This is a genomic window from Streptomyces sp. NPDC049813, from assembly GCF_044465085.1.
Classification (GTDB): domain Bacteria; phylum Actinomycetota; class Actinomycetes; order Streptomycetales; family Streptomycetaceae; genus Streptomyces.
On record NZ_JBITLI010000007.1, the window covers coordinates 22,091 to 39,640 of the forward strand.

Below are 17,550 nucleotides of genomic sequence, written 5' to 3' on the forward strand. Positions count from 1 at the left end.
GGGGGGGTCCGCGGGCGAGATCGGCCCGGTGCGCCTCGACGACTCACGCACCATGCTGGTTCACGACGGCGTCAGCACCATCGCCGCCGCCGTCTTCCTCGCCAACGCGCAGAACGAGCAGACCATCCCGCCGCTGCGCCGGATCGTGGCGGAGTGGCCGCGCCTGGAAGCCCGCCACCGTGTCGTGGGAACCAGCGGCTGGATCTGCCTCACCAACGCGGGCAACGCCTACGACAAGCCCGTCGCGGTCGTGGAGCTCGACCCGCGCACCCGCGAGGTCGACTTCGTCGGCATCGGCTGGCCCCGGGGCCACGCGCAGCCCAAGAACTGCGTCGTGCCCAGCGGCGAGGGCTGAACGCGCCGGGGCGGCCGGGGGCCCGTCCGCGCCAAGTGGCAGGATCGGGGGGTTCGCGATCAAGGGGGGCCCAGGTGGACCGAGGACAACGACGACCGAGAGCCGGCCGCGCCGGGAGAGTGCGAAGACGCCTGACACAGCTCCTGCTGCCCTGTGCGGTGGCCGCGGCCGTGGTCGCCGCGAGCGGTGCCGCGTACGCGTACTGGCGGCACACCAAGGAACTCGCCGTCACCCGCTGCGTCCGGACCGCCGCCGGTACGGCCGGACCCGTGGCGGGCGCCGCGCCGGGGGTGCTGCCCGTGGTCGGGCCCGGCACCTTCGCGGTGGCCCACGGCGCGGGCAGCGCCGTCGGCACCGGGCACCGGCTGCGCCGCTACAAGGTGCTGGTCGAGGACGGCATCGGCATCCGCGCCGACGACGCGGCGCGGCAGATAGCGGCCATCCTGGGCGACCCGCGCGGCTGGAGCCACGACGGCACCGACTCCTTCCAGCTCGTCGGCTCGGGCCCCCGCGACTTCGTCGTCAAGATCGCCACCCCGCACACGGTGGACTGCCTCTGCGGCTCCGCGGGCCTCGACACCGGCGGCGAGGTCAACTGCAGCGTCGGGGAGTCCGTCGTGGTCAACCTGCGCCGCTGGGTGGCGGGCTCACCGGAGTTCGACGGGCCGATCGGGGAGTACCGGGCCCTGATCGTCAACCACGAGGTCGGCCACCGGATCGGCCACGGACACGAGACGTGCCCCGGGGCCGGCCGGCCCGCTCCCGCGATGATGCAGCAGATCAAGGGCCTGCACGGCTGCACCGCCAACGCCTGGCCCTACGACCGTGCGGGCCGCTACCTCGGCGGGCCGCACGTGGCCTGACCGGCGCCTCGTCCGGGCCGGCGGCGCCCCCGGTCTGGTCCGTTGGCCCGCCACCGGCCGACCCCTGCCCCTGCCGGCTGGACCAATGGCCCAGCCGTTCCGGCCCCGCTTGAACCACCAGCCCCATCAGTGCTGAGATGAAGAGGTCGATGGCGCCTCGGATCCCCTGGGATCTCCGTGGCGCCTTACTCATGTCGGGACTCATACCGCGACGCCGGTCGCGGTGCACCTGAGGTGCGGGAGGGGCGGGACACCGTGCTGAAGAGGGCCTTCGTGGCGCCGGACCCGGGCCGGGCGCGGCTGCGGTTCGCGAGCCGGGCGGTACTCGGGATCGCGGGTGCCGTGGCGGTGTGTGGCGCGGCCGGACACACCCTGGCGGCGGCGGTCACGGGCGGCCTGGCCGCGCTGCTCGCCCTGTTCACGGTGACCGACCCGACGGTCCGCGGCCAAGCCGTGACGACGGCGCTGCTGCCCGTCGTCGGCCTGCCGGTGCTGGCGCTCGCGGCCCTGCTGCACACCGCGCCCCTCGCCCGCGACCTGGTCTTCCTCGCCGTCGTCGGCGCGGGCGTGTATGCGCGGCGCTGGGGCCCCCGGGGCCACTCGCTGGGCGTGTTCGCCTTCATGACCTACTTCGCGGCGCAGTTCCTGCGCACCACCCCGGGGCAGCTGCCGCAGCTGTACGCGGCGGTGCTGCTCTCCCTCGCCGTCGCCTCCGCCGTGCGCTTCGGCCTGTGGTGCTACGAGCGCGGCGTGCCGGTGCCCGGGGCCGTACCCCAGCCCACCGCGGGCCGGGGACTGGCCCGCATCACGACCCGGCAGGCCGTCCAGGCGACCGCGGGGGCGGGCTTCGCGCTCGCCGTCGGCCAGCTCCTCTCCGACCAGCGCTGGTACTGGGCGGTGGGCGCCACCTGGTGGGTCTTCGTCAACACCACCTCACGCGGGGAGACCCTGGTCCGCGGCTTCAGGCGGTTCCTCGGCACCCTGCTCGGCATCGGGCTCGGCTTCCTGGTCGCCGTACCGCTGCACCAGGAACCCGTCGCGGCCGCCCTCGTGATCGCGGCTGGCGTCTTCGGCATCTTCTACACCGCCGCCGTCTCCTACACCTGGATGATGCTCTCCGTCACCGTCATGGCGAGCATGCTCTACGGGCTCCTCGGCGTCCTCGACCCCGGCCTGCTGGCCCTGCGGGTGGGGGAGACGGCGGTCGGGGCACTCGGCGCCGCGCTCGCCGTGCTCGTCGTCCTGCCCGTCACCACGCACTCCGTCACCGACGCCTGGGTCGAACGCGCCCTGCGGTGCGTGCACGCCTGCACCGCGGAGGCCGCCGCCCGGCTCGCCGGCGACACCGGCGCCGACCCCGCGCCGCGCGTCGCCGAACTGGAGGCACTGCTCGGCCGCGTCCGTCTCTCGCTCGCCCCGCTCGTGCACCCGCTCACCCCGCTGCGGGCCCGCAAGGGCCGGGCCCGGCAGGTGCTCGCGCTGCTCGACGACTGCGCACGCGAGGTGCGCGGGCTCGCCTCCGTCGCCGCGGACCCCGAGGCGTCCCACGACGCCCGGCTCGCCGCCGCCTGCTGGCGCGTGGAGAGCGCCGTCGAAGCCCTGACCGCGCCCGGCCCCTACGCGCGGGTGGACGCCTCGCCCCGGGCGGCCGAGGCCGAACCCGTCCTGGCTCATCTGCACGCCCTGGAAACGGCCCTCGTCGAACTCGCCGTGCCGCTGCGCGGGGGCCGCGCGAGCGTGGGCGCCTAGGTGTATTGACCCGCAGCGTTGTTGACGCGGTCGGACCCTGGCACCCCCTGGTCTAGACCCGCTGCTACCGTCGGCGCACGGGCACCCGGCCCGCATGCCGAAAGGGGAAGCCGTGACCGGCAGACAGCCAGGGCGGGTCTACATCGGATCGTTCACCGCGGCGGGCGGGCCCGGCATCACGACCGCGGCCGTGGACGCCGCGGACGGTTCGCTGACGCTCCTCGGCGCCACGGACGTGACGCCCGACCCCTCGTACCTGACGCTCGCGGACGGGTTGCTCTACGCGGTCAGCGAGACGGCGCAGGGGTCGGTCACCGCGTTCCGCACGGACACCACCCCGGTGACCCCGGTCGGCAGGCCCGCCCCCGTCGACGGCGACGGCCCCACGCACCTGGCCCGGTGGCGCGGGCACGTGGTCACCGCCAACTACGGCTCCGGCAGCGTCACCGCGCTCCCGCTGCGCGCCGACGGCACCCCCGACGCGGCCGGCCGCGACGTGCTCCGCCACACCGGCTCGGGCCCGCACCCGCAGCGGCAGCAGGGCCCGCACGCCCACCAGGTCCTACCGGACCCGAGCGGCGCCTGGCTGGTCAGCGTCGACCTCGGCACCGACTCGGTCCGCGTCTGCACCCTCACCGGCGGCCGCCTCACCGTCCACCACGAGACCGCGCTGCGCCCCGGCTCGGGCCCCCGCCACCTGGCCTTCCACCCGTCCGGCAGCCACGCCTACGTCCTGAACGAGCTCGCCCCCACGCTCACGGTGTGCCAGTGGGACGCCGCGGCCGGGGTGCTCAAGCCGCTGGCCGAGGTCCCGGTCCTCGCCGACGCCCCGCGCGGGGACGCCTTCCCCTCCGAGGTCGTCGTCGCCCCCGACGGCCGTTTCCTGTGGACGGCGACCCGCGGCGAGGACGTCATCTCCCACTTCACCCTGGACGCCACCGGCGCCCGCCCCACGCTCACCTCGACGACCCCCTGCGGCGGCCACTGGCCCCGCGACCTGGCCCTGCACCCCACGGGCCGCCACCTCTACGCGGCGAACGAACGCTCCGGCGACATCACCTGGTTCACCCTGGACCCCCGCACAGGCACCCCCACAAGAACATCCTCCCTCCGCACCCCGTCCCCTTCGTGCCTCACCTTCACCTGACCCTCCCCAGCCACCCTTACTAGCCCGCCCCGGCACACCTCCCAGCCCGCTCCGGCACACCTCCCAGCCCGCTCCGGCACAACTCCCAGCCCGCTCCGGCACAACTCCCAGCCCGTCCGGCGCTTGAGGACATCAGTAACGCGCACGCGCACCAAGCCGGGGCCAACCCGCACTCCCAGCCCGTCCGGCGTCTGAGGACATCAGTGACGCGCACGCCCCCCGGGCAGAAAGCACCCGCCGGAGGCACAACGCAGCGGGCCCGGGCCCAAATGGACCCGGACCCGCCGCGAACCGGCTCAACCGCCGGAGGCAACCGGCTGGGGAGCGATCCCCAACGCAGCCGTGTACTTCCCCAGAGCCAACTTCCCCATCGCCGGATACGCCCCGAGCGGCTCCGCGGCAGCACACCCCGCGTCCTTGGCGGCGGCCTCCCACACGCTCGGGTCCAGCTCGGGCCCGACGAGGTACGGCGCGAGCGCCAGCTGCTGAGAACCGGAACCCCGCAGCTGCTCCGCGGTCGCGGCGATGGCCCCCTCCTCGTCGAGCGCGGCGGCGATCACCGGCACGGCGAGCCGCGCGGCGAGCAGCATCCCGGTGATCCCGGCGGCCTGCACCGCCTCGTCACCGCCCACCGACGCGAGGATGATGCCGTCCGCCGCGGTCGCCACGGTGAAGAGCCGGGCCCGGTCGGCGCGGGCCAGCCCGGCCTCCGACAGCCGCACGTGCAGGGCCTCCGCGAGCAGCGGGTGCGGTCCGAGCACGTCCGTCAGCTCGGCGGCGACCCGGCTGTCGGCGATGCCCTGGCGGATCTGGCGCAGCAGCGCGCTGTCCGGGCCCGCGAGCAGCGGCACGACGACCGCGACGGGGCCCTCGGGCGCCGTGGCCTCGACTCCGGCGGCGAGGGCCTGCTCGAAGCGGGCGGTGCGCTCCTTCGCGGCGTGCGCGAGCACGGACGCGAGAGAGGGGAACTCGGCGGACACCGGGAAATCGGTGCTCTCCCCGTCGACGAAGCCGACGCGCGCGTCCAGGCCGGGGAGCTCGGACCTGGCGATGCTCACGACCTCGTCGGCGAGCATGCGCGTCGCGGCGCTGGGCGTGCCGGGCACGGCCAGCACGAGGGCCGGTGCGCCCTCGGGAGCGGCCACGGGTTCCGGACGGCGGTGGCGTCCGGGCTGGCGAGGTCGCGGCATTCGTACAGGCAGGCCGGAAGCGGGCCCGTTGGGGGAGCTCATGGCGCCGCATGCTACTGGCTCGCCGGCCCCCGTCGCGCGGTCAGGGGGCAGCTGAGCGGTATCCGTCCGCGATTGTCCGTTCAGTTCCGGATGGTTCAAGTGTCCTGGTCCGCGCGGGTGCGGCGGGCTACGCGACGGACAGCAGCCGCCCCTCGCACGGCAGCCGCAGGCCGCCCGACGCGAGCGCCCCGGCGAGGACGAGGGAGCCGTGCAACGGGTCGCCCGCGGCGGTGGCCGCGGTGGCGCCGGGGAGCAGCGCGGCCAGCTCCTCGCGGAGCGGACCGAGCAGCGGTTCGCCGATCTTGAACAGGCCGCCGGTGAGGGCGACGTCCCCGCCGCCCGCCGGGCAGACCGCCGCGGCCGCCTCGGCGATGTGCCGCGCCCCCTGGCGCAGGATCGCCGCGGCGACCGGGTCGTGCGCGGCGCAGCGGGCCACGTCCGGGGCGAACGAGGCCAGCGCGGCGGGCCGGTCGGTGCGCGGGTAGATCCGGCCGGGCAGCTCGCCCGCGGGACCGAACCGCTCCTCGGCGAGCGCGAGCAGCGCCGCGCTGCCCCCGCGCCGCCCGTCGAACGCCCGCATCGCCGCGTCGAGCCCGGCCCGGCCGAGCCACGCGCCGCCGCCGCTGTCGCCCAGCAGGTGCCCCCAGCCGTCCGCCCGGCGCCAGGTCGCGAGGTCGGTGCCGAGCGCGATCAGTCCGGTGCCCGCGGCGACGACCGCGCCGGGCCGCTGGCCCAGCGCGCCCGCGTACGCGGTCACGGCGTCCCCGGCCAACGCGAGCCGCGTCACGCCCAGTTCACGCCGGAGCGCCCCCGGCAGCGCGGCTCGCAGTCCGTCGCCCAGGGTCGCCATCCCGGCGGCGCCGACCGCGACCGCGGCGGGCGCGGCCACCCCTGCCGCGTCCAGCAACTCACGCGCCATCGGCAGCAGTTGCTCCAGCAGATGCGCCGGGTCGATCCCCGCCGCCACCGTGCGCACCGGCTCGCGCGAGACCGTGCTGGTGGCTGTCGCCGGATCGTCGGCGGGCGCGAGGGCGACCCGCAGCCCGGAGCCGCCCGAGTCGACGCCGAGCACCCAGCGCCGCGGGTCCGGGACCGTGCCGGCAGCCGGCCGCTCGTTCGCTGGACGCACCCGACACCCCTACTTCCCGCTCGGTCCCGCCGCTGTCCTCCTGCGGCCAGGGGCGGGTGAGGAGGAAGACTAGCGCCGAGCGGTGCGCGCGCGTACAGCGGGCTTCCCCCGGCGCGTGCGGCGCCACCGCGGGCAGTAGAGTGACGCGTCGTGGCAGCACGACCTCTGAACGAACTTGTCGAAGCGGGCTGGGCGAAGGCCCTGGAGCCCGTGGCCGAACGCATCGCGGGCATGGGGCACTTCCTGCGGTCCGAGATCGCCGCGGGCCGCACCTACCTCCCGGCCGGGGCGAACGTACTGCGGGCCTTCCAGCAGCCGTTCGACGACGTCCGCGTCCTGATCGTCGGTCAGGACCCCTACCCCACACCGGGGATGGCGATCGGACTGAGCTTCGCGGTCGCCCCCGAGGTGCGCTCGCTCCCCGGCAGCCTGGAGAACATCTTCCGCGAGATGCACGCGGACCTGGGCCTGCCCCGCCCGTCCAACGGCGACCTCACGCCCTGGACGCGTCAGGGCGTCCTGCTGCTCAACCGCGCGCTGACGACGGCGCCGCGCTCGCCCGGCGCGCACCGCGGCAAGGGCTGGGAAGAGGTCACCGAGCAGGCGATCCGGGCCCTGGTCGCCCGGGGCCGGCCGCTCGTCTCGGTGCTGTGGGGCCGGGACGCCCGCAATCTGCGCCCCCTGCTCGGAGAGCTGCCCGCGATCGAGTCCGCGCACCCCTCACCGATGTCGGCGGACCGGGGTTTCTTCGGCTCCCGCCCCTTCAGCCGGACCAACGACCTGCTGGCCGGAGTCGGCGCCCAGCCGGTCGACTGGCGCCTGCCCTAGGGGCCGCTGGTCCGTCCGGCGCGCCCCGGCCGCCCCGGCCGCGGCCTCACGCCACGACGGCCGCGCGCACGCACAGCACGTCCGGCAGGTGGGACGCCACCTGCCGCCAGCTGTCGCCGTCGTCGTCGGAGGCGTACACCTCCCCGTTCCGGTTGCCGAAGTAGACGCCCGCCGGGTCCGCGTCGTCCGTGCACAGCGCGTCCCGCAGCACCGTGCCGTAGTGGTCGCCCTCGGGCAGCCCCTTGCCGAGCGGCTCCCAGGTCGCGCCCGCGTCCTGGGTGCGGTAGACCCGGCAGCGGTGGTCGGCCGGGACCCGGTCGGAGTCCGCCGTGATCGGGAAGACGTACGCCGTGTCCCCGCGGTGCGGGTGCGCGGCGACACCGAAACCGAACGTCGAGGGCAGGCCCGCGCCGATGTCGGTCCAGGTGCCGCCCGCGTCGTCGCTGCGGTACACGCCCCAGTGGTTCTGCAGATACAGCCGGTCCGGGTCGGCCGCGTCCCGCGCCACCTTGTGCACGCACTGGCCGAACTCCGGGTCCGGATCCGGCAGGAACACGGCCGACACCCCGGAGTTCGACGGGGCCCAGCTCGCGCCGCCGTCCGCCGAGCGGAAGACCCCGGCCGTCGACACCGCCACGGTCAGGGCGCGCGGGTCCCGCCGGTCGGTGAGGACCGTGTGCAGGCCCTCACCGCCGCCGCCCGGCACCCACCGGGAGCGCGTCCGATGCTCCCACAGCGGCCGGCACAGCTCGAAGCTCTCGCCGCGGTCCGCCGAGCGGTACAGCGCCGCCGGCTCGGTGCCCGCGTAGACCACGTCCGGCTCGGCCGCCGCCGGGTGCAGCTGCCAGACCCGCTCCAGGGAGGCCCCGGTGTCCTTGGGGAACCTGACGGCGGGCGAGGTCGGCTCGGTCCAGGTGCGGCCCAGGTCGTCCGAGTGGAACACGGACGGACCCCAGTGCGCGCTGTCCCCGCCCACGAGGATCCGGGGCGTCGGCGTCCGGGTGTCGAGCGCGACGGAGTACACCGCCTGCGCGTTGAAGTACGGACTCCCGTCGAACTCCCAGGGCCCGTGCGAGCGCCTGCGCCCCAGGAAGAGCCCCTTGCGCGTGCCCACCGCCAGCAGTACGTCCGTCATGTCGCACACCTCCGAAACACCGTTGTCCCCAGGTGTCCGTCAGTCTGCACCCCGGCACTGACAATGGCCCTTTCATCCGGTTGTGTCGCAGGTCAGGCGGCCGCCAGCCACAGGTCCGGGCCGAACACCTCGTAGTGGATGTCCGCCGCCGCCACGCCCCTGCCGAGCAGCTGCTCGCGCACCGCGCGCAGGAAGGGGAGCGGGCCGCACAGATAGGCGCGGGTACCGGGGGCGACCGGGACGTCCGCGAGGTCGACGAGGCCGGTGCGGTGGCCCGTGGCCGGACCGTTCTCGTACCAGAAGTGCGCCGACCCGCCCGCGAGCCCGCCCGTCAGGGCCTCGTGCCCGGCCCGCAGCGCGTGCGCCGCGGGGGAGCGGTCGCCGTGCACCACCGTCACCGGGCCGGGGTGCCCGGCCGCGTGCAGCTGCTCCAGCATCGCGAGCATCGGGGTGCAGCCGATGCCCGCCGAGGCGAGCAGCAGCGGCGCCGCGTCGGCCCGGAGGGTCAGATCGCCGTAGGGGGCGGAGACGCGCAGCCGGTCTCCGGCGAGGACCGCGCCGTGCAGGTGGTTGGAGACCTCGCCCTCCGGGCTCGCCCCGACGCTCGGGACGCGCTTGACCGCGATCGACCGGGTCCGCTCGTCCGGCGCGCCCGTCAGGCTGTACTGGCGTATCTGCCGTGCGCCGTCGGCCAGTTCGACCTGGACGGAGACGTACTGGCCGGCGCGGAACGCGGGCGCGGGGCGGCCGTCGGCGGGGCGCAGCCGGAAGGAGGCGACGTCGGCCGTCTCCTCGGTGCGCCCCACGACCTCCCACTCCCGCCACCCGTCACCGGCGACGGCGCCCTGCTCCGCGTAGAGCCGCTCCTCGATCGCGATGAGCGCGTTGGCCATCAGCCAGTACACCTCGTCCCAGGCGGCGGCGACTCCGGGCGTGACCGCCTCGCCCAGGATCTCGGCGATCGCCGCGAACAGGTGCTGGTGCACGACCTCGTACTGGTCCGGCCGCACCCCCAGCGAGGCGTGCTTGTGCGCGATACGGCGGAGCATCACGTCCGGGCGCTCGTCCGGGTGGTCCACGAGGTACGAGGCGAACGCCGCGACGGAGCCGGCCAGCGCCTGCCGCTGCGAGCCCGCCGCCTGGTTGCCGCGGTTGAACAGGTCGCGCAGCAGCTCCGGGTGGGCGGCGAACAGCTTCTCGTAGAAGAGGGCGGTGATGTCCTCGATGGCGGCGCCGACGGCGGGCAGCGTGGCGCGGACGACGACGGCCGAGGCCTGGGTGAGCATCGACGACTCCTTAATCTGCATCTGAGATTCAGATTTTAGGACGCGGCTCCGCGCGGGCCGCACGGGGGTGGGTCAGTCCCGTGCTGGGGTGGGGGAGAGGCCGATGAGCAGCGGGCCGGTGGGCGCCTCGACCAGCGTGTCCAGCGTCACCGGGTCGAGCGAGGCGAAGAACGCCTCCTGCGCCGCGCGCAGTGCCCCGCGCAGCCGGCAGGCCGAGCGCAGCGGGCAAGGTGTCGTCGCGCCCTCACCGTCGCAGTCCACGACGTCCCCGGTGCCTTCGAGCTCGCGGACCAGCGCGCCGACCGAGGCCACGTGTCCGGCCGGGGTGAGGGCGAGCCCGCCGCCGCGCCCGCGCCGTGCCTCGATGAGGCCCAGGTGCTGGAGTCTCGCGACGACCTTCGCGGCGTGGGTGTACGGCACGTCCATGGCGCCCGCGACCTCGCGCGTGGTCGGGGTCGTGCCCCGCTGCACCGCGAGGCGCATCAGGACGCGCAGGGCAAGGTCCGTGAATCGCGTCAGCCGCATGACCGCACGGTAAGGAAACGTGCAAACGGAAGGCAAGTTACCCGTTTGCCTCGGCCTCCGCCCCTGCCTCCGCCTCCGTCTCCGCCCCTGCCTCCGCCACCTCCTTGGCAGGGCCCGCGCGGAACGCGCCCGGCGTCTCGCCCGCCCGCAGCCGGAAGAACTTGGTGAAGTCGCTCGCGTCGGCGAACCCGAGCCGCGCCGCCACCTCCCGCGCCGGGAGCCCGCTGTGCCACAGCAGCCGCTTCGCCTCCAGCAGTACCCGGTCGTCGACGTACTGCTTCGCGGTGCGGCCGGTCGCGGCGAGCGCGGCCCGCGTCAGCGTGCGCGGGCTGTAGCCGAGCGCCGCCGCGTACTCCGCCACCCGCCGGGTCACCGCGTGGTCCCGCTCGACGGCCGCGTGGAAGCGGCGGAACGTGCCGGACGCGGTCGCCGCGTCCGGCGCCGGCTCCCGCACGGCCGCCAGCCGCACGAGCAGGACGGAGAGCAGGGCCCGCAGCACCTCGGTGTGCGCGTCCAGCGGGAGGGAGGCCATCGCCCCGTACTCGTGCCGCAGATGGTCGAGGGCTCGCGCCACGGCCTGCGCGTCCGCACCGCGCGGGGTCAGCGGGCGCTGCTCGTACGGCGGGTCCATGTGCGCGGCCGCGACGGTCGCGGGCGGCACGAAACCGGGCTGGAAGAGCACGATCACCCCGTCCGCCGAGGCCAGCCCCGGTCCGAACCGCTGCACCTGCCCCGGCCGGATCCACAGCCACGAGCCGGGCCGCAGCTCCTGCTCGACGAAGTCCACCCCCAACCGCACCGGCCGGTCCCGGGCGCCGATCAGCTGGTGGAAGGCGGGGCGCGCGGGGACGTAGGGGTCGTTCCCGTGCCGCCGGGCCCGCTCGTACAGATCGGCGAGCTCCATCACCTCGACCCCGGCGGGCGCGCCGACGGCCGGCGTGTACGCGAGGTCCCGGACGCCCGCGCCGGACGCGTCCGCTGCTTTCTGTCCGTTTCTCCCCATACCGAGTCCCGAGCGTACCGTTGTCGGCCCCGGCCCGCGCCCTAGCGTGAAAGCACAGGTCAGCGACGGGCGAGGAGAGTGCCGTGCGATTGGTCGTCGGGATGACGGGCGCGACGGGCGCGCCGTTCGGTGTCCGGCTCCTGGAGAATCTGCGTGAGCTGCCGGGGGTGGAGACGCACCTCGTCCTCTCCCGCTGGGCGCGCACCACGATCGAGCTGGAGACCGGACTGTCCGGCGCCGAGGTCTCCGCGCTCGCGGACGTCACGCACCACCCGGACGACCAGGGCGCGACGATCTCCTCCGGTTCGTTCCACACCGACGGCATGGTCATCGTGCCGTGCTCGATGAAGACCCTCGCGGGTATCAGGACGGGGTACGCCGAAGGGCTCGTGGCGCGCGCCGCCGACGTCACCCTCAAGGAGCGCCGCACGCTCGTGCTCGTCCCGCGCGAGACGCCGCTCAGCGAGATCCATCTGCGGAACATGCTCGAACTCGCGCGCATGGGAGTGCAGTTGGTGCCGCCCATGCCCGCCTTCTACAACCGTCCGCGGACCGTCGACGACATCGTCGACCACATCACGGCCCGCATCCTCGACCAGTTCGAGCTGCCCGCCCCCGCCGCCCGCCGCTGGGCAGGCCTGCGCGCGGCCCGCGCCGCCTCCCGCGACGCCGCCGCCTGAACGCCCCCGCGTACCGCCGTACCACCCTACCGCCGTACCGCACAAAGGAACTTCCCATGGCCCATGACGATCTGCGCAGCTTCCTCGCCACCCTGGACGAGGAGGGCCAGTTGCTGCGCATCACCGACGAGGTCCTGCCCGAACCCGATCTCGCGGCCGCAGCCAACGCGACGGGCCGCATCGGCGAGAACGCCCCCGCCCTCTACTTCGACAACGTCACGGGCTTCACCGACGCCCGCATCGCACTGAACGTGCACGGCTCCTGGGCCAACCACGCGCTCGCCCTCGGACTGCCGCGCACCACCCCGGTCAAGGAACAGGTCGAGGAGTTCGCCCGCCGCTGGGACGCGTTCCCCGTCGCCCCCGAACGCCGCGAGGACGCACCCTGGCGCGAGAACAGCCAAGCGGGCCGGGACGTCGACCTCTTCTCGGTCCTGCCGCTCTTCCGCCTCAACGACGGCGACGGCGGCTTCTACCTCGACAAGGCCGCCGTCGTCTCCCGCGACCCCGAGGACCCGGAGGACTTCGGCAAGCAGAACGTCGGCACCTACCGCATCCAGGTCATCGGCAAGGACCGCCTCGCCTTCCAGCCCGTGCCCATGCACGACGTCGCCCAGCACCTGCGCAAGGCCGAGGAGGCCGGCGAGGACCTGCCCATCGCCATCACCCTCGGCAACGACCCGGTGATGGCGATCGTCGCCGGGATGCCGATGGCGTACGACCGGAGCGAGTACGAGATGGCCGGCGCGCTGCGCGGGGCGCCCGCGCCGATCGCCACCGCGCCGCTCACCGGCTTCGACGTGCCGTGGGGCAGCGAGGTCGTCATCGAGGGGTACATCGAGTCCCGTACGCGGCAGATCGAGGGCCCCTTCGGCGAGTTCACCGGGCACTACTCGGGCGGCCGCCGGATGCCGGTGATCCGCGTCGAGCGCGTCTCGTACCGCACGGACTCCCTCTTCGAGTCGCTCTACCTCGGCATGCCGTGGACCGAGGTCGACTACCTCGTCGGCCCCAACACCTGCGTGCCGCTGCTCAAGCAACTGCGCGCCGAGTTCCCCGAGGTGCAGGCCGTCAACGCCATGTACACCCACGGCCTGATGGTGGTGATCTCCACCGCCAAGCGCTACGGAGGCTTCGCCAAGGCCGTCGGCATGCGCGCGATGACGACACCGCACGGACTCGGCTACGTCTCCCAGGTCATCGTCGTCGACGAGGACGTGGACCCCTTCAACCTGCCGCAGGTCATGTGGGCGATGTCCGCGAAGGTCAACCCGAAGGACGACGTCGTGGTCATCCCGAACCTGTCGGTCCTCGAACTCGCGCCCGCCGCCCAGCCGGCCGGCATCACCAGCAAGATGATCATCGACGCCACGACGCCGGTCGCCCCCGACGTGCGCGGCAACTTCTCCACCCCGGCCAAGGACCTGCCGGAGACCGCCGAGTGGACGGCCCGTCTCCAGCGTCTCCTCGCGGCCCGCCGCTGACCGCTCCCCACACCGAGAAAGGCCGACTCCCGTGACCGACCAGCCTCTTGAGTGCCCCCGCTGCGCCTTCGCGACCGTCTCGCACCTCGCCGCCTCACCCGTGCCCGGAGTCTGGGACGTGCTCCAGTGCGCGCGCTGCCTGTACACGTGGCGCACCAGCGAGCCCGCCCGTCGCACCCGGCGCGACGCCTACCCGGACCTCTTCAAGCTGACCCAGGCCGACATCGACGCCGCGATCGAGGTCCCCGCCGTACCGCCCCTGCGGACCGGCGCCTGAGAGGGCCGGCGCCCGAGGACCGGCTCTGAAGGAAGGGGGCGCCCGGCCGGGCGCCCCCTTCCCCTTCGATCCGGCCGCGCTCAGACGGACCGGTGGTACTGGTCCGGCACGTGGACCTCGGCGCCCAGTTCGCGCGCCGCGTGCCGCGCGAACGACGGGTCGCGCAGCAGCTCACGGCCGAGCAGCACCGCGTCCGCCTCGCCGTCCACGACGATCTTCTCGGCCTGCTGCGGGTCGGTGATCAGACCGACGGCGGCGGTCGGCACACCGGCCTCGCCGCGCACCCGCGCCGCGAACGGCACCTGGTAGCCAGGGCCGACCGGGATCCGGACGCCCGCGGCGTTGCCGCCCGTGGACACGTCGATCAGGTCCACGCCGTGCGCCTGGAGGTCGGCGGCAAAGCGCACCGTGTCGTCCGCGGTCCAGCCGTTCTCCTCCAGCCAGTCGGTGGCGGAGATGCGGAAGAACAGCGGGAGCCCGTCGGGCCACACCGCGCGCACCGCGTCGACGACCTCCAGCGCGAACCGGGTCCGGTTCTCGTACGAGCCGCCGTACGCGTCGGTGCGGCGGTTGCTGTGCGGAGAGAGGAACTCACTGATCAGGTAGCCGTGCGCGCCGTGGATCTCGACGACCTCGAACCCGGCGTCCAGGGCCCGCCGCGCCGCGTCCGCGAACTGCCCGACGATCTCCGCGATGCCCTCGGCGGTCAGCTCGGTGGGCACCGCGTGCCGCTCGTCGAAGGGGACGGCGCTGGGCGCCACGGCCTGCCAGCCGTGCTCCTCGGGGCCCAGCGGCGCACCTCCCTTCCAGGGGCGGTCGGTCGAGGCCTTGCGTCCGGCGTGGCCGAGCTGGATACCGGCCACCGTGTTCTGCGACCGCAGGAACGCGGTGATCCGGCGGAACGCGTCGACCTGCGTGTCGTTCCAGATGCCGAGGTCGTACGGGGAGATGCGGCCCTCGGGGCTGATCCCGGTCGCCTCGACGATGATCAGGCCGGTGCCGCCGGCCGCCCGGGCGCCGTAGTGCTGGAAGTGCCAGTCCGTGGGGGCGCCGGTCAGCGGACCCTCGGGAGCGGCGCTGTACTGGCACATCGGCGGCATCCAGACGCGGTTCGGGACGGTCAGCGACCGCAGGGTGTAGGGATCGAACAGCGCGCTCACGACGGACTCCATTCGTACGGCTCCAGGTTCCTTCGTACGATAGGCATCGTAGTACGGGGGCTGTCAAACTACGAGAGTCCTCGTACAATGATTCCGGGATGCACGAGCCGGGACGCACGATCCAAGGGGAACCGCCATGACGACCGCCGCACCGCACACCACCGGCAGCCGCGCCCTCGCCCACCCGGAGCGCGCGGAGATCCGGCTCGAAGCGGTGCTGCACGCGCTCTCCGACCCGATGCGGCTCGCCGTCGTCCGCGAGATGGCGGCCGCCCAGGGCGCCGACTCGCCGGGCCTGTCCTGTTCGCACTTCGACCTGCCGGTCACCAAGTCGACCTCCACGCACCACTTCCGGGTGCTGCGCGAGAGCGGCGTGATCGAGCAGGTCTACCGGGGGACCGCGAAGCTGAACGGCCTGCGCCGGACCGATCTGGACGCCCTCTTCCCCGGACTCCTCGACAGCGTCCTCGCGGCGGCGGCCCGCCAGGCGGAGCGCCTGGGCGACGCCTGACGCCTTCCCGGCGCCGCACGGCCCCCGTCCTCACCCCTCCCCGGCGCCCCGCGCCGCGCCCAGCAGCCCCGCCCAGTCCGCGATCTTGACGGAGCCGCGGCCCAGCGAGGCCCCGAGTTCCGTCTCCGCGCGCTCGATCGCCTGCCAGCCGTCCCAGGTCACCGGGCGCACCCCGGCCGCGACGAGCCCGTCCAGCGGGTCGCGGGCGGTCCCGTCGCGGGACGGGCGGGTGCCCAGGTCGGCGACGAGGGACGTCACGGTCTCCTTGGCGCAGGGCCGGTTGGTGCCGATGACCCCGGTCGGGCCGCGCTTGATCCAGCCCGCCACGTACTCGCCGGGCGAGACGCGCCCCCCGCGCAGCACCCGGCCCGCCGCCTGCGGCACCGTGCCGGACGCCGGGTCGAACGGCAGCCCCGCGAGCGGCACCCCGCGGTACCCCACCGACCGCAGCACCAGCTGCGCCCCGATCTCCTCGTACGTGCCCGTGCCGACGACCCCGCCGAGCCCGTCCGGCGCGGTCCGCTCGAAGCGCACTCCGGCGACCCGTCCGCCGCCGGCCACGATCTCCGCGGGCCGCAGGAAGAACCGCAGGTGGATGCGGCGAGCGGCGCCCAGCCGCGGCCGGGCCGCCCAGGCGCGCAGCACCTCCACGTTCCGGCGGACGGCGCCGGGCAGGGCCGCGGGCGCGCGGTAACCGGCGTCGAGGGCCAGCTCCGCCTCCTCCACCACGACCTCCGTGTCCGGGAGGGAGCCGAGTTCCCGTAGCTCCTTGGTGGTGAAGCGGGCCTGGGACGGGCCGCGCCGGCCCACCATGTACACGTCCCGCACCTCGCTCGCCGCCAGGATCCCGAGCGCCGCCTGCGGCATGTCGGTGGGCGTGAGCTCGGCGGCGCCCCGGGCCAGCATGCGCACCACGTCCACCGCCACGTTCCCCACGCCGATCGCGACGGCGGTGCGCACCGCGCGGACGTACCCGTCGTCGCGGGCGTCGGGATGCGCGCTGTACCAGGCCACGAAGTCGGTCGCCGACCAGCTGCCAGGCAGGTCCTCGCCGGGCACGCCGAGCCGCCGGTCGGCCGCGGCCCCCACGCAGTAGACGACCGCGTCGTACAGCTCCAGGAGCCTGGCCGGCGGCAGGGCGGGACCGATCTCGACACCGCCGAGGAAACGGACGCGCTCGTCCTGCAGCACCGCGCGCAGCGTGCCCTGGAGCGACTTGATCTTCTCGTGGTCGGGCGCGACCCCGTAGCGCACCAGACCGTACGGGCACGGCAGCCGGTCGAGCACGTCGACCCGGACGTCCCGGAGGAGGTTCTGCCGGAGGAGGCCCTGCGCGGTGTAGACCCCGCCGGGGCCCGATCCGACGACGGCGATGTGCGGCACAGGCGGCTCCTTCCGCAGGTGCGCTGCTGTTTCCAGCATGGCACCGGCGGGCGCACCCGGGGAGGTCCCGCGCGCCACCGCCTCCCGGACCGGGGAGGCCCCGCGGCCCTCGGGGCCGGGAGCCCGGACCGGGAGCCGCTCAGGACATGTCGCGCATCCGGCTGATCTCCGTCGTCTGCTGGGCGATCACGTCGTCCGCCATCTCCTCCACCTGCACGTCGTTGCCCGCGCTCTTCACCTCGGTCGCCATGGTCACGGCACCCTGGTGGTGGGTGATCATCAGCTTCAGGAACAGCGTGTCGAACGCGTCGCCCCGCGCGGCCCGCAGGCGCGTCAGCTGCGCCGCGCTCGCCATCCCCGGCATCGCCTCGTGCGCGTCGTGCCCCTCGGGGCTCGCGCCGCGGCCGTGCTGTTCCAGCCAGCCGCGCATCACCGCGATCTCGGGCTTCTGCGCGGCGGCGATCCGCTCGGCCAGCCGCTTCAGCTGCCCCGACTCGGCCTGTTCCGGCGCCAGTTCGGTCATCTTCAGGGCCTGCTGGTGGTGCTCGATCATCATCTGGGCGTAGCGGACGTCGGCCGAGTTGGGCTGGTCATCGGCGCCGCGGCGGCGCGCGTCCTGCGCCGACAGGGTCTCCGCGGCCTCGCCCGGCTTGCCGGGAGCGATGACCGAAGGACCACTGGACGCACGGGAGTTGCCCTGATCCGAACTCCCCGCGTCGCACCCGGTCGCCCCCAGCGCGAGCGCCCCCAGCAGTGCGGGAACAGCAACTTTCATGACGAGTCTGTTGCCATCTGTTGATCTG

17 protein-coding genes are annotated in these 17,550 nt (G+C 74.6%); 8 read left to right on the top strand and 9 right to left on the bottom strand.

Going from position 1 to position 17,550, the window contains the following annotated elements:
* Positions 1-429: 429 nt before the first annotated feature.
* From ACIBW6_RS16675 to ACIBW6_RS16685, 3 genes are all read left to right on the top strand, one after another.
* Positions 430-1,218 carry a DUF3152 domain-containing protein gene (locus tag ACIBW6_RS16675; protein ID WP_399060547.1) on the top strand — a complete coding sequence of 263 codons (789 nt, stop codon included), beginning with the start codon at positions 430-432 and terminating at the stop codon, positions 1,216-1,218.
* Between the two features lie 255 nt (positions 1,219-1,473).
* A complete protein-coding gene (locus ACIBW6_RS16680) occupies positions 1,474-2,967 on the top strand; it encodes an FUSC family protein (RefSeq protein WP_399060064.1) in 1,494 nt (497 codons plus the stop codon).
* 94 nt (positions 2,968-3,061) lie between these two features.
* On the top strand, positions 3,062-4,114 hold the full coding sequence (locus ACIBW6_RS16685) for a lactonase family protein (protein ID WP_399060066.1): 1,053 nt from the start codon (positions 3,062-3,064) through the stop codon (positions 4,112-4,114).
* Positions 4,115-4,410: 296 nt separating this feature from the next.
* Here ACIBW6_RS16685 and ACIBW6_RS16690 read toward each other — a convergent pair whose 3' ends face one another.
* Positions 4,411-5,346, bottom strand: a complete 936-nt coding sequence (locus tag ACIBW6_RS16690; RefSeq protein WP_399060068.1) for a sirohydrochlorin chelatase — start codon at positions 5,344-5,346, stop codon at positions 4,411-4,413.
* Between the two features lie 127 nt (positions 5,347-5,473).
* Positions 5,474-6,475, bottom strand: a complete 1,002-nt coding sequence (locus ACIBW6_RS16695; RefSeq protein WP_399060069.1) for an N-acetylglucosamine kinase — start codon at positions 6,473-6,475, stop codon at positions 5,474-5,476.
* A gap of 150 nt (positions 6,476-6,625) precedes the next feature.
* Here ACIBW6_RS16695 and ACIBW6_RS16700 point away from each other — a divergent pair, with 150 nt between their 5' ends.
* Positions 6,626-7,303: a uracil-DNA glycosylase gene (locus ACIBW6_RS16700; RefSeq protein WP_399060071.1), complete on the top strand. Its 678-nt coding sequence runs from the start codon at positions 6,626-6,628 to the stop codon at positions 7,301-7,303.
* Positions 7,304-7,349: 46 nt separating this feature from the next.
* Here the strand turns inward: ACIBW6_RS16700 and ACIBW6_RS16705 are convergent, their stop codons facing one another.
* From ACIBW6_RS16705 to ACIBW6_RS16720, 4 genes are all read right to left on the bottom strand, one after another.
* On the bottom strand, positions 7,350-8,438 hold the full coding sequence (locus tag ACIBW6_RS16705) for a WD40/YVTN/BNR-like repeat-containing protein (RefSeq protein WP_399060073.1): 1,089 nt from the start codon (positions 8,436-8,438) through the stop codon (positions 7,350-7,352).
* 92 nt (positions 8,439-8,530) lie between these two features.
* Positions 8,531-9,724 (bottom strand): globin domain-containing protein, encoded by a 1,194-nt coding sequence (locus tag ACIBW6_RS16710; protein WP_399060075.1) that lies wholly within the window; start codon positions 9,722-9,724, stop codon positions 8,531-8,533.
* A gap of 72 nt (positions 9,725-9,796) precedes the next feature.
* Positions 9,797-10,249 carry an RrF2 family transcriptional regulator gene (locus ACIBW6_RS16715; RefSeq protein ID WP_399060077.1) on the bottom strand — a complete coding sequence of 151 codons (453 nt, stop codon included), beginning with the start codon at positions 10,247-10,249 and terminating at the stop codon, positions 9,797-9,799.
* Between the two features lie 37 nt (positions 10,250-10,286).
* Positions 10,287-11,252, bottom strand: coding sequence for a helix-turn-helix domain-containing protein (locus ACIBW6_RS16720; RefSeq protein WP_399060079.1), 966 nt, complete (start codon positions 11,250-11,252; stop codon positions 10,287-10,289).
* A gap of 83 nt (positions 11,253-11,335) precedes the next feature.
* Between ACIBW6_RS16720 and ACIBW6_RS16725 the strand changes: the two genes are divergently transcribed.
* From ACIBW6_RS16725 to ACIBW6_RS16735, 3 genes are read left to right on the top strand one after another with little or no spacing between them, the layout of a single operon-like run.
* A complete protein-coding gene (locus ACIBW6_RS16725) occupies positions 11,336-11,932 on the top strand; it encodes a non-oxidative hydroxyarylic acid decarboxylases subunit B (protein WP_399060081.1) in 597 nt (198 codons plus the stop codon).
* Between the two features lie 56 nt (positions 11,933-11,988).
* Positions 11,989-13,416: a non-oxidative hydroxyarylic acid decarboxylases subunit C gene (locus tag ACIBW6_RS16730; RefSeq protein ID WP_399060083.1), complete on the top strand. Its 1,428-nt coding sequence runs from the start codon at positions 11,989-11,991 to the stop codon at positions 13,414-13,416.
* 31 nt (positions 13,417-13,447) lie between these two features.
* Positions 13,448-13,693 carry a non-oxidative hydroxyarylic acid decarboxylases subunit D gene (locus ACIBW6_RS16735; RefSeq protein ID WP_399060085.1) on the top strand — a complete coding sequence of 82 codons (246 nt, stop codon included), beginning with the start codon at positions 13,448-13,450 and terminating at the stop codon, positions 13,691-13,693.
* A gap of 80 nt (positions 13,694-13,773) precedes the next feature.
* Here the strand turns inward: ACIBW6_RS16735 and ACIBW6_RS16740 are convergent, their stop codons facing one another.
* Positions 13,774-14,853 (bottom strand): NADH:flavin oxidoreductase/NADH oxidase, encoded by a 1,080-nt coding sequence (locus ACIBW6_RS16740; protein ID WP_399060086.1) that lies wholly within the window; start codon positions 14,851-14,853, stop codon positions 13,774-13,776.
* A 136-nt stretch (positions 14,854-14,989) separates the two neighbouring features.
* On the opposite strand from ACIBW6_RS16740, the gene ACIBW6_RS16745 reads away from it, so the two are divergent.
* Positions 14,990-15,364, top strand: coding sequence for an ArsR/SmtB family transcription factor (locus tag ACIBW6_RS16745; RefSeq protein WP_399060088.1), 375 nt, complete (start codon positions 14,990-14,992; stop codon positions 15,362-15,364).
* 30 nt (positions 15,365-15,394) lie between these two features.
* Here the strand turns inward: ACIBW6_RS16745 and ACIBW6_RS16750 are convergent, their stop codons facing one another.
* Together ACIBW6_RS16750 and ACIBW6_RS16755 are read right to left on the bottom strand one after the other, a co-directional pair.
* Positions 15,395-16,747: an NADP oxidoreductase gene (locus ACIBW6_RS16750; RefSeq protein WP_399060089.1), complete on the bottom strand. Its 1,353-nt coding sequence runs from the start codon at positions 16,745-16,747 to the stop codon at positions 15,395-15,397.
* 139 nt (positions 16,748-16,886) lie between these two features.
* Positions 16,887-17,522, bottom strand: a complete 636-nt coding sequence (locus ACIBW6_RS16755; protein ID WP_399060091.1) for a DUF305 domain-containing protein — start codon at positions 17,520-17,522, stop codon at positions 16,887-16,889.
* Between the last annotated feature and the right edge of the window lie 28 nt (positions 17,523-17,550).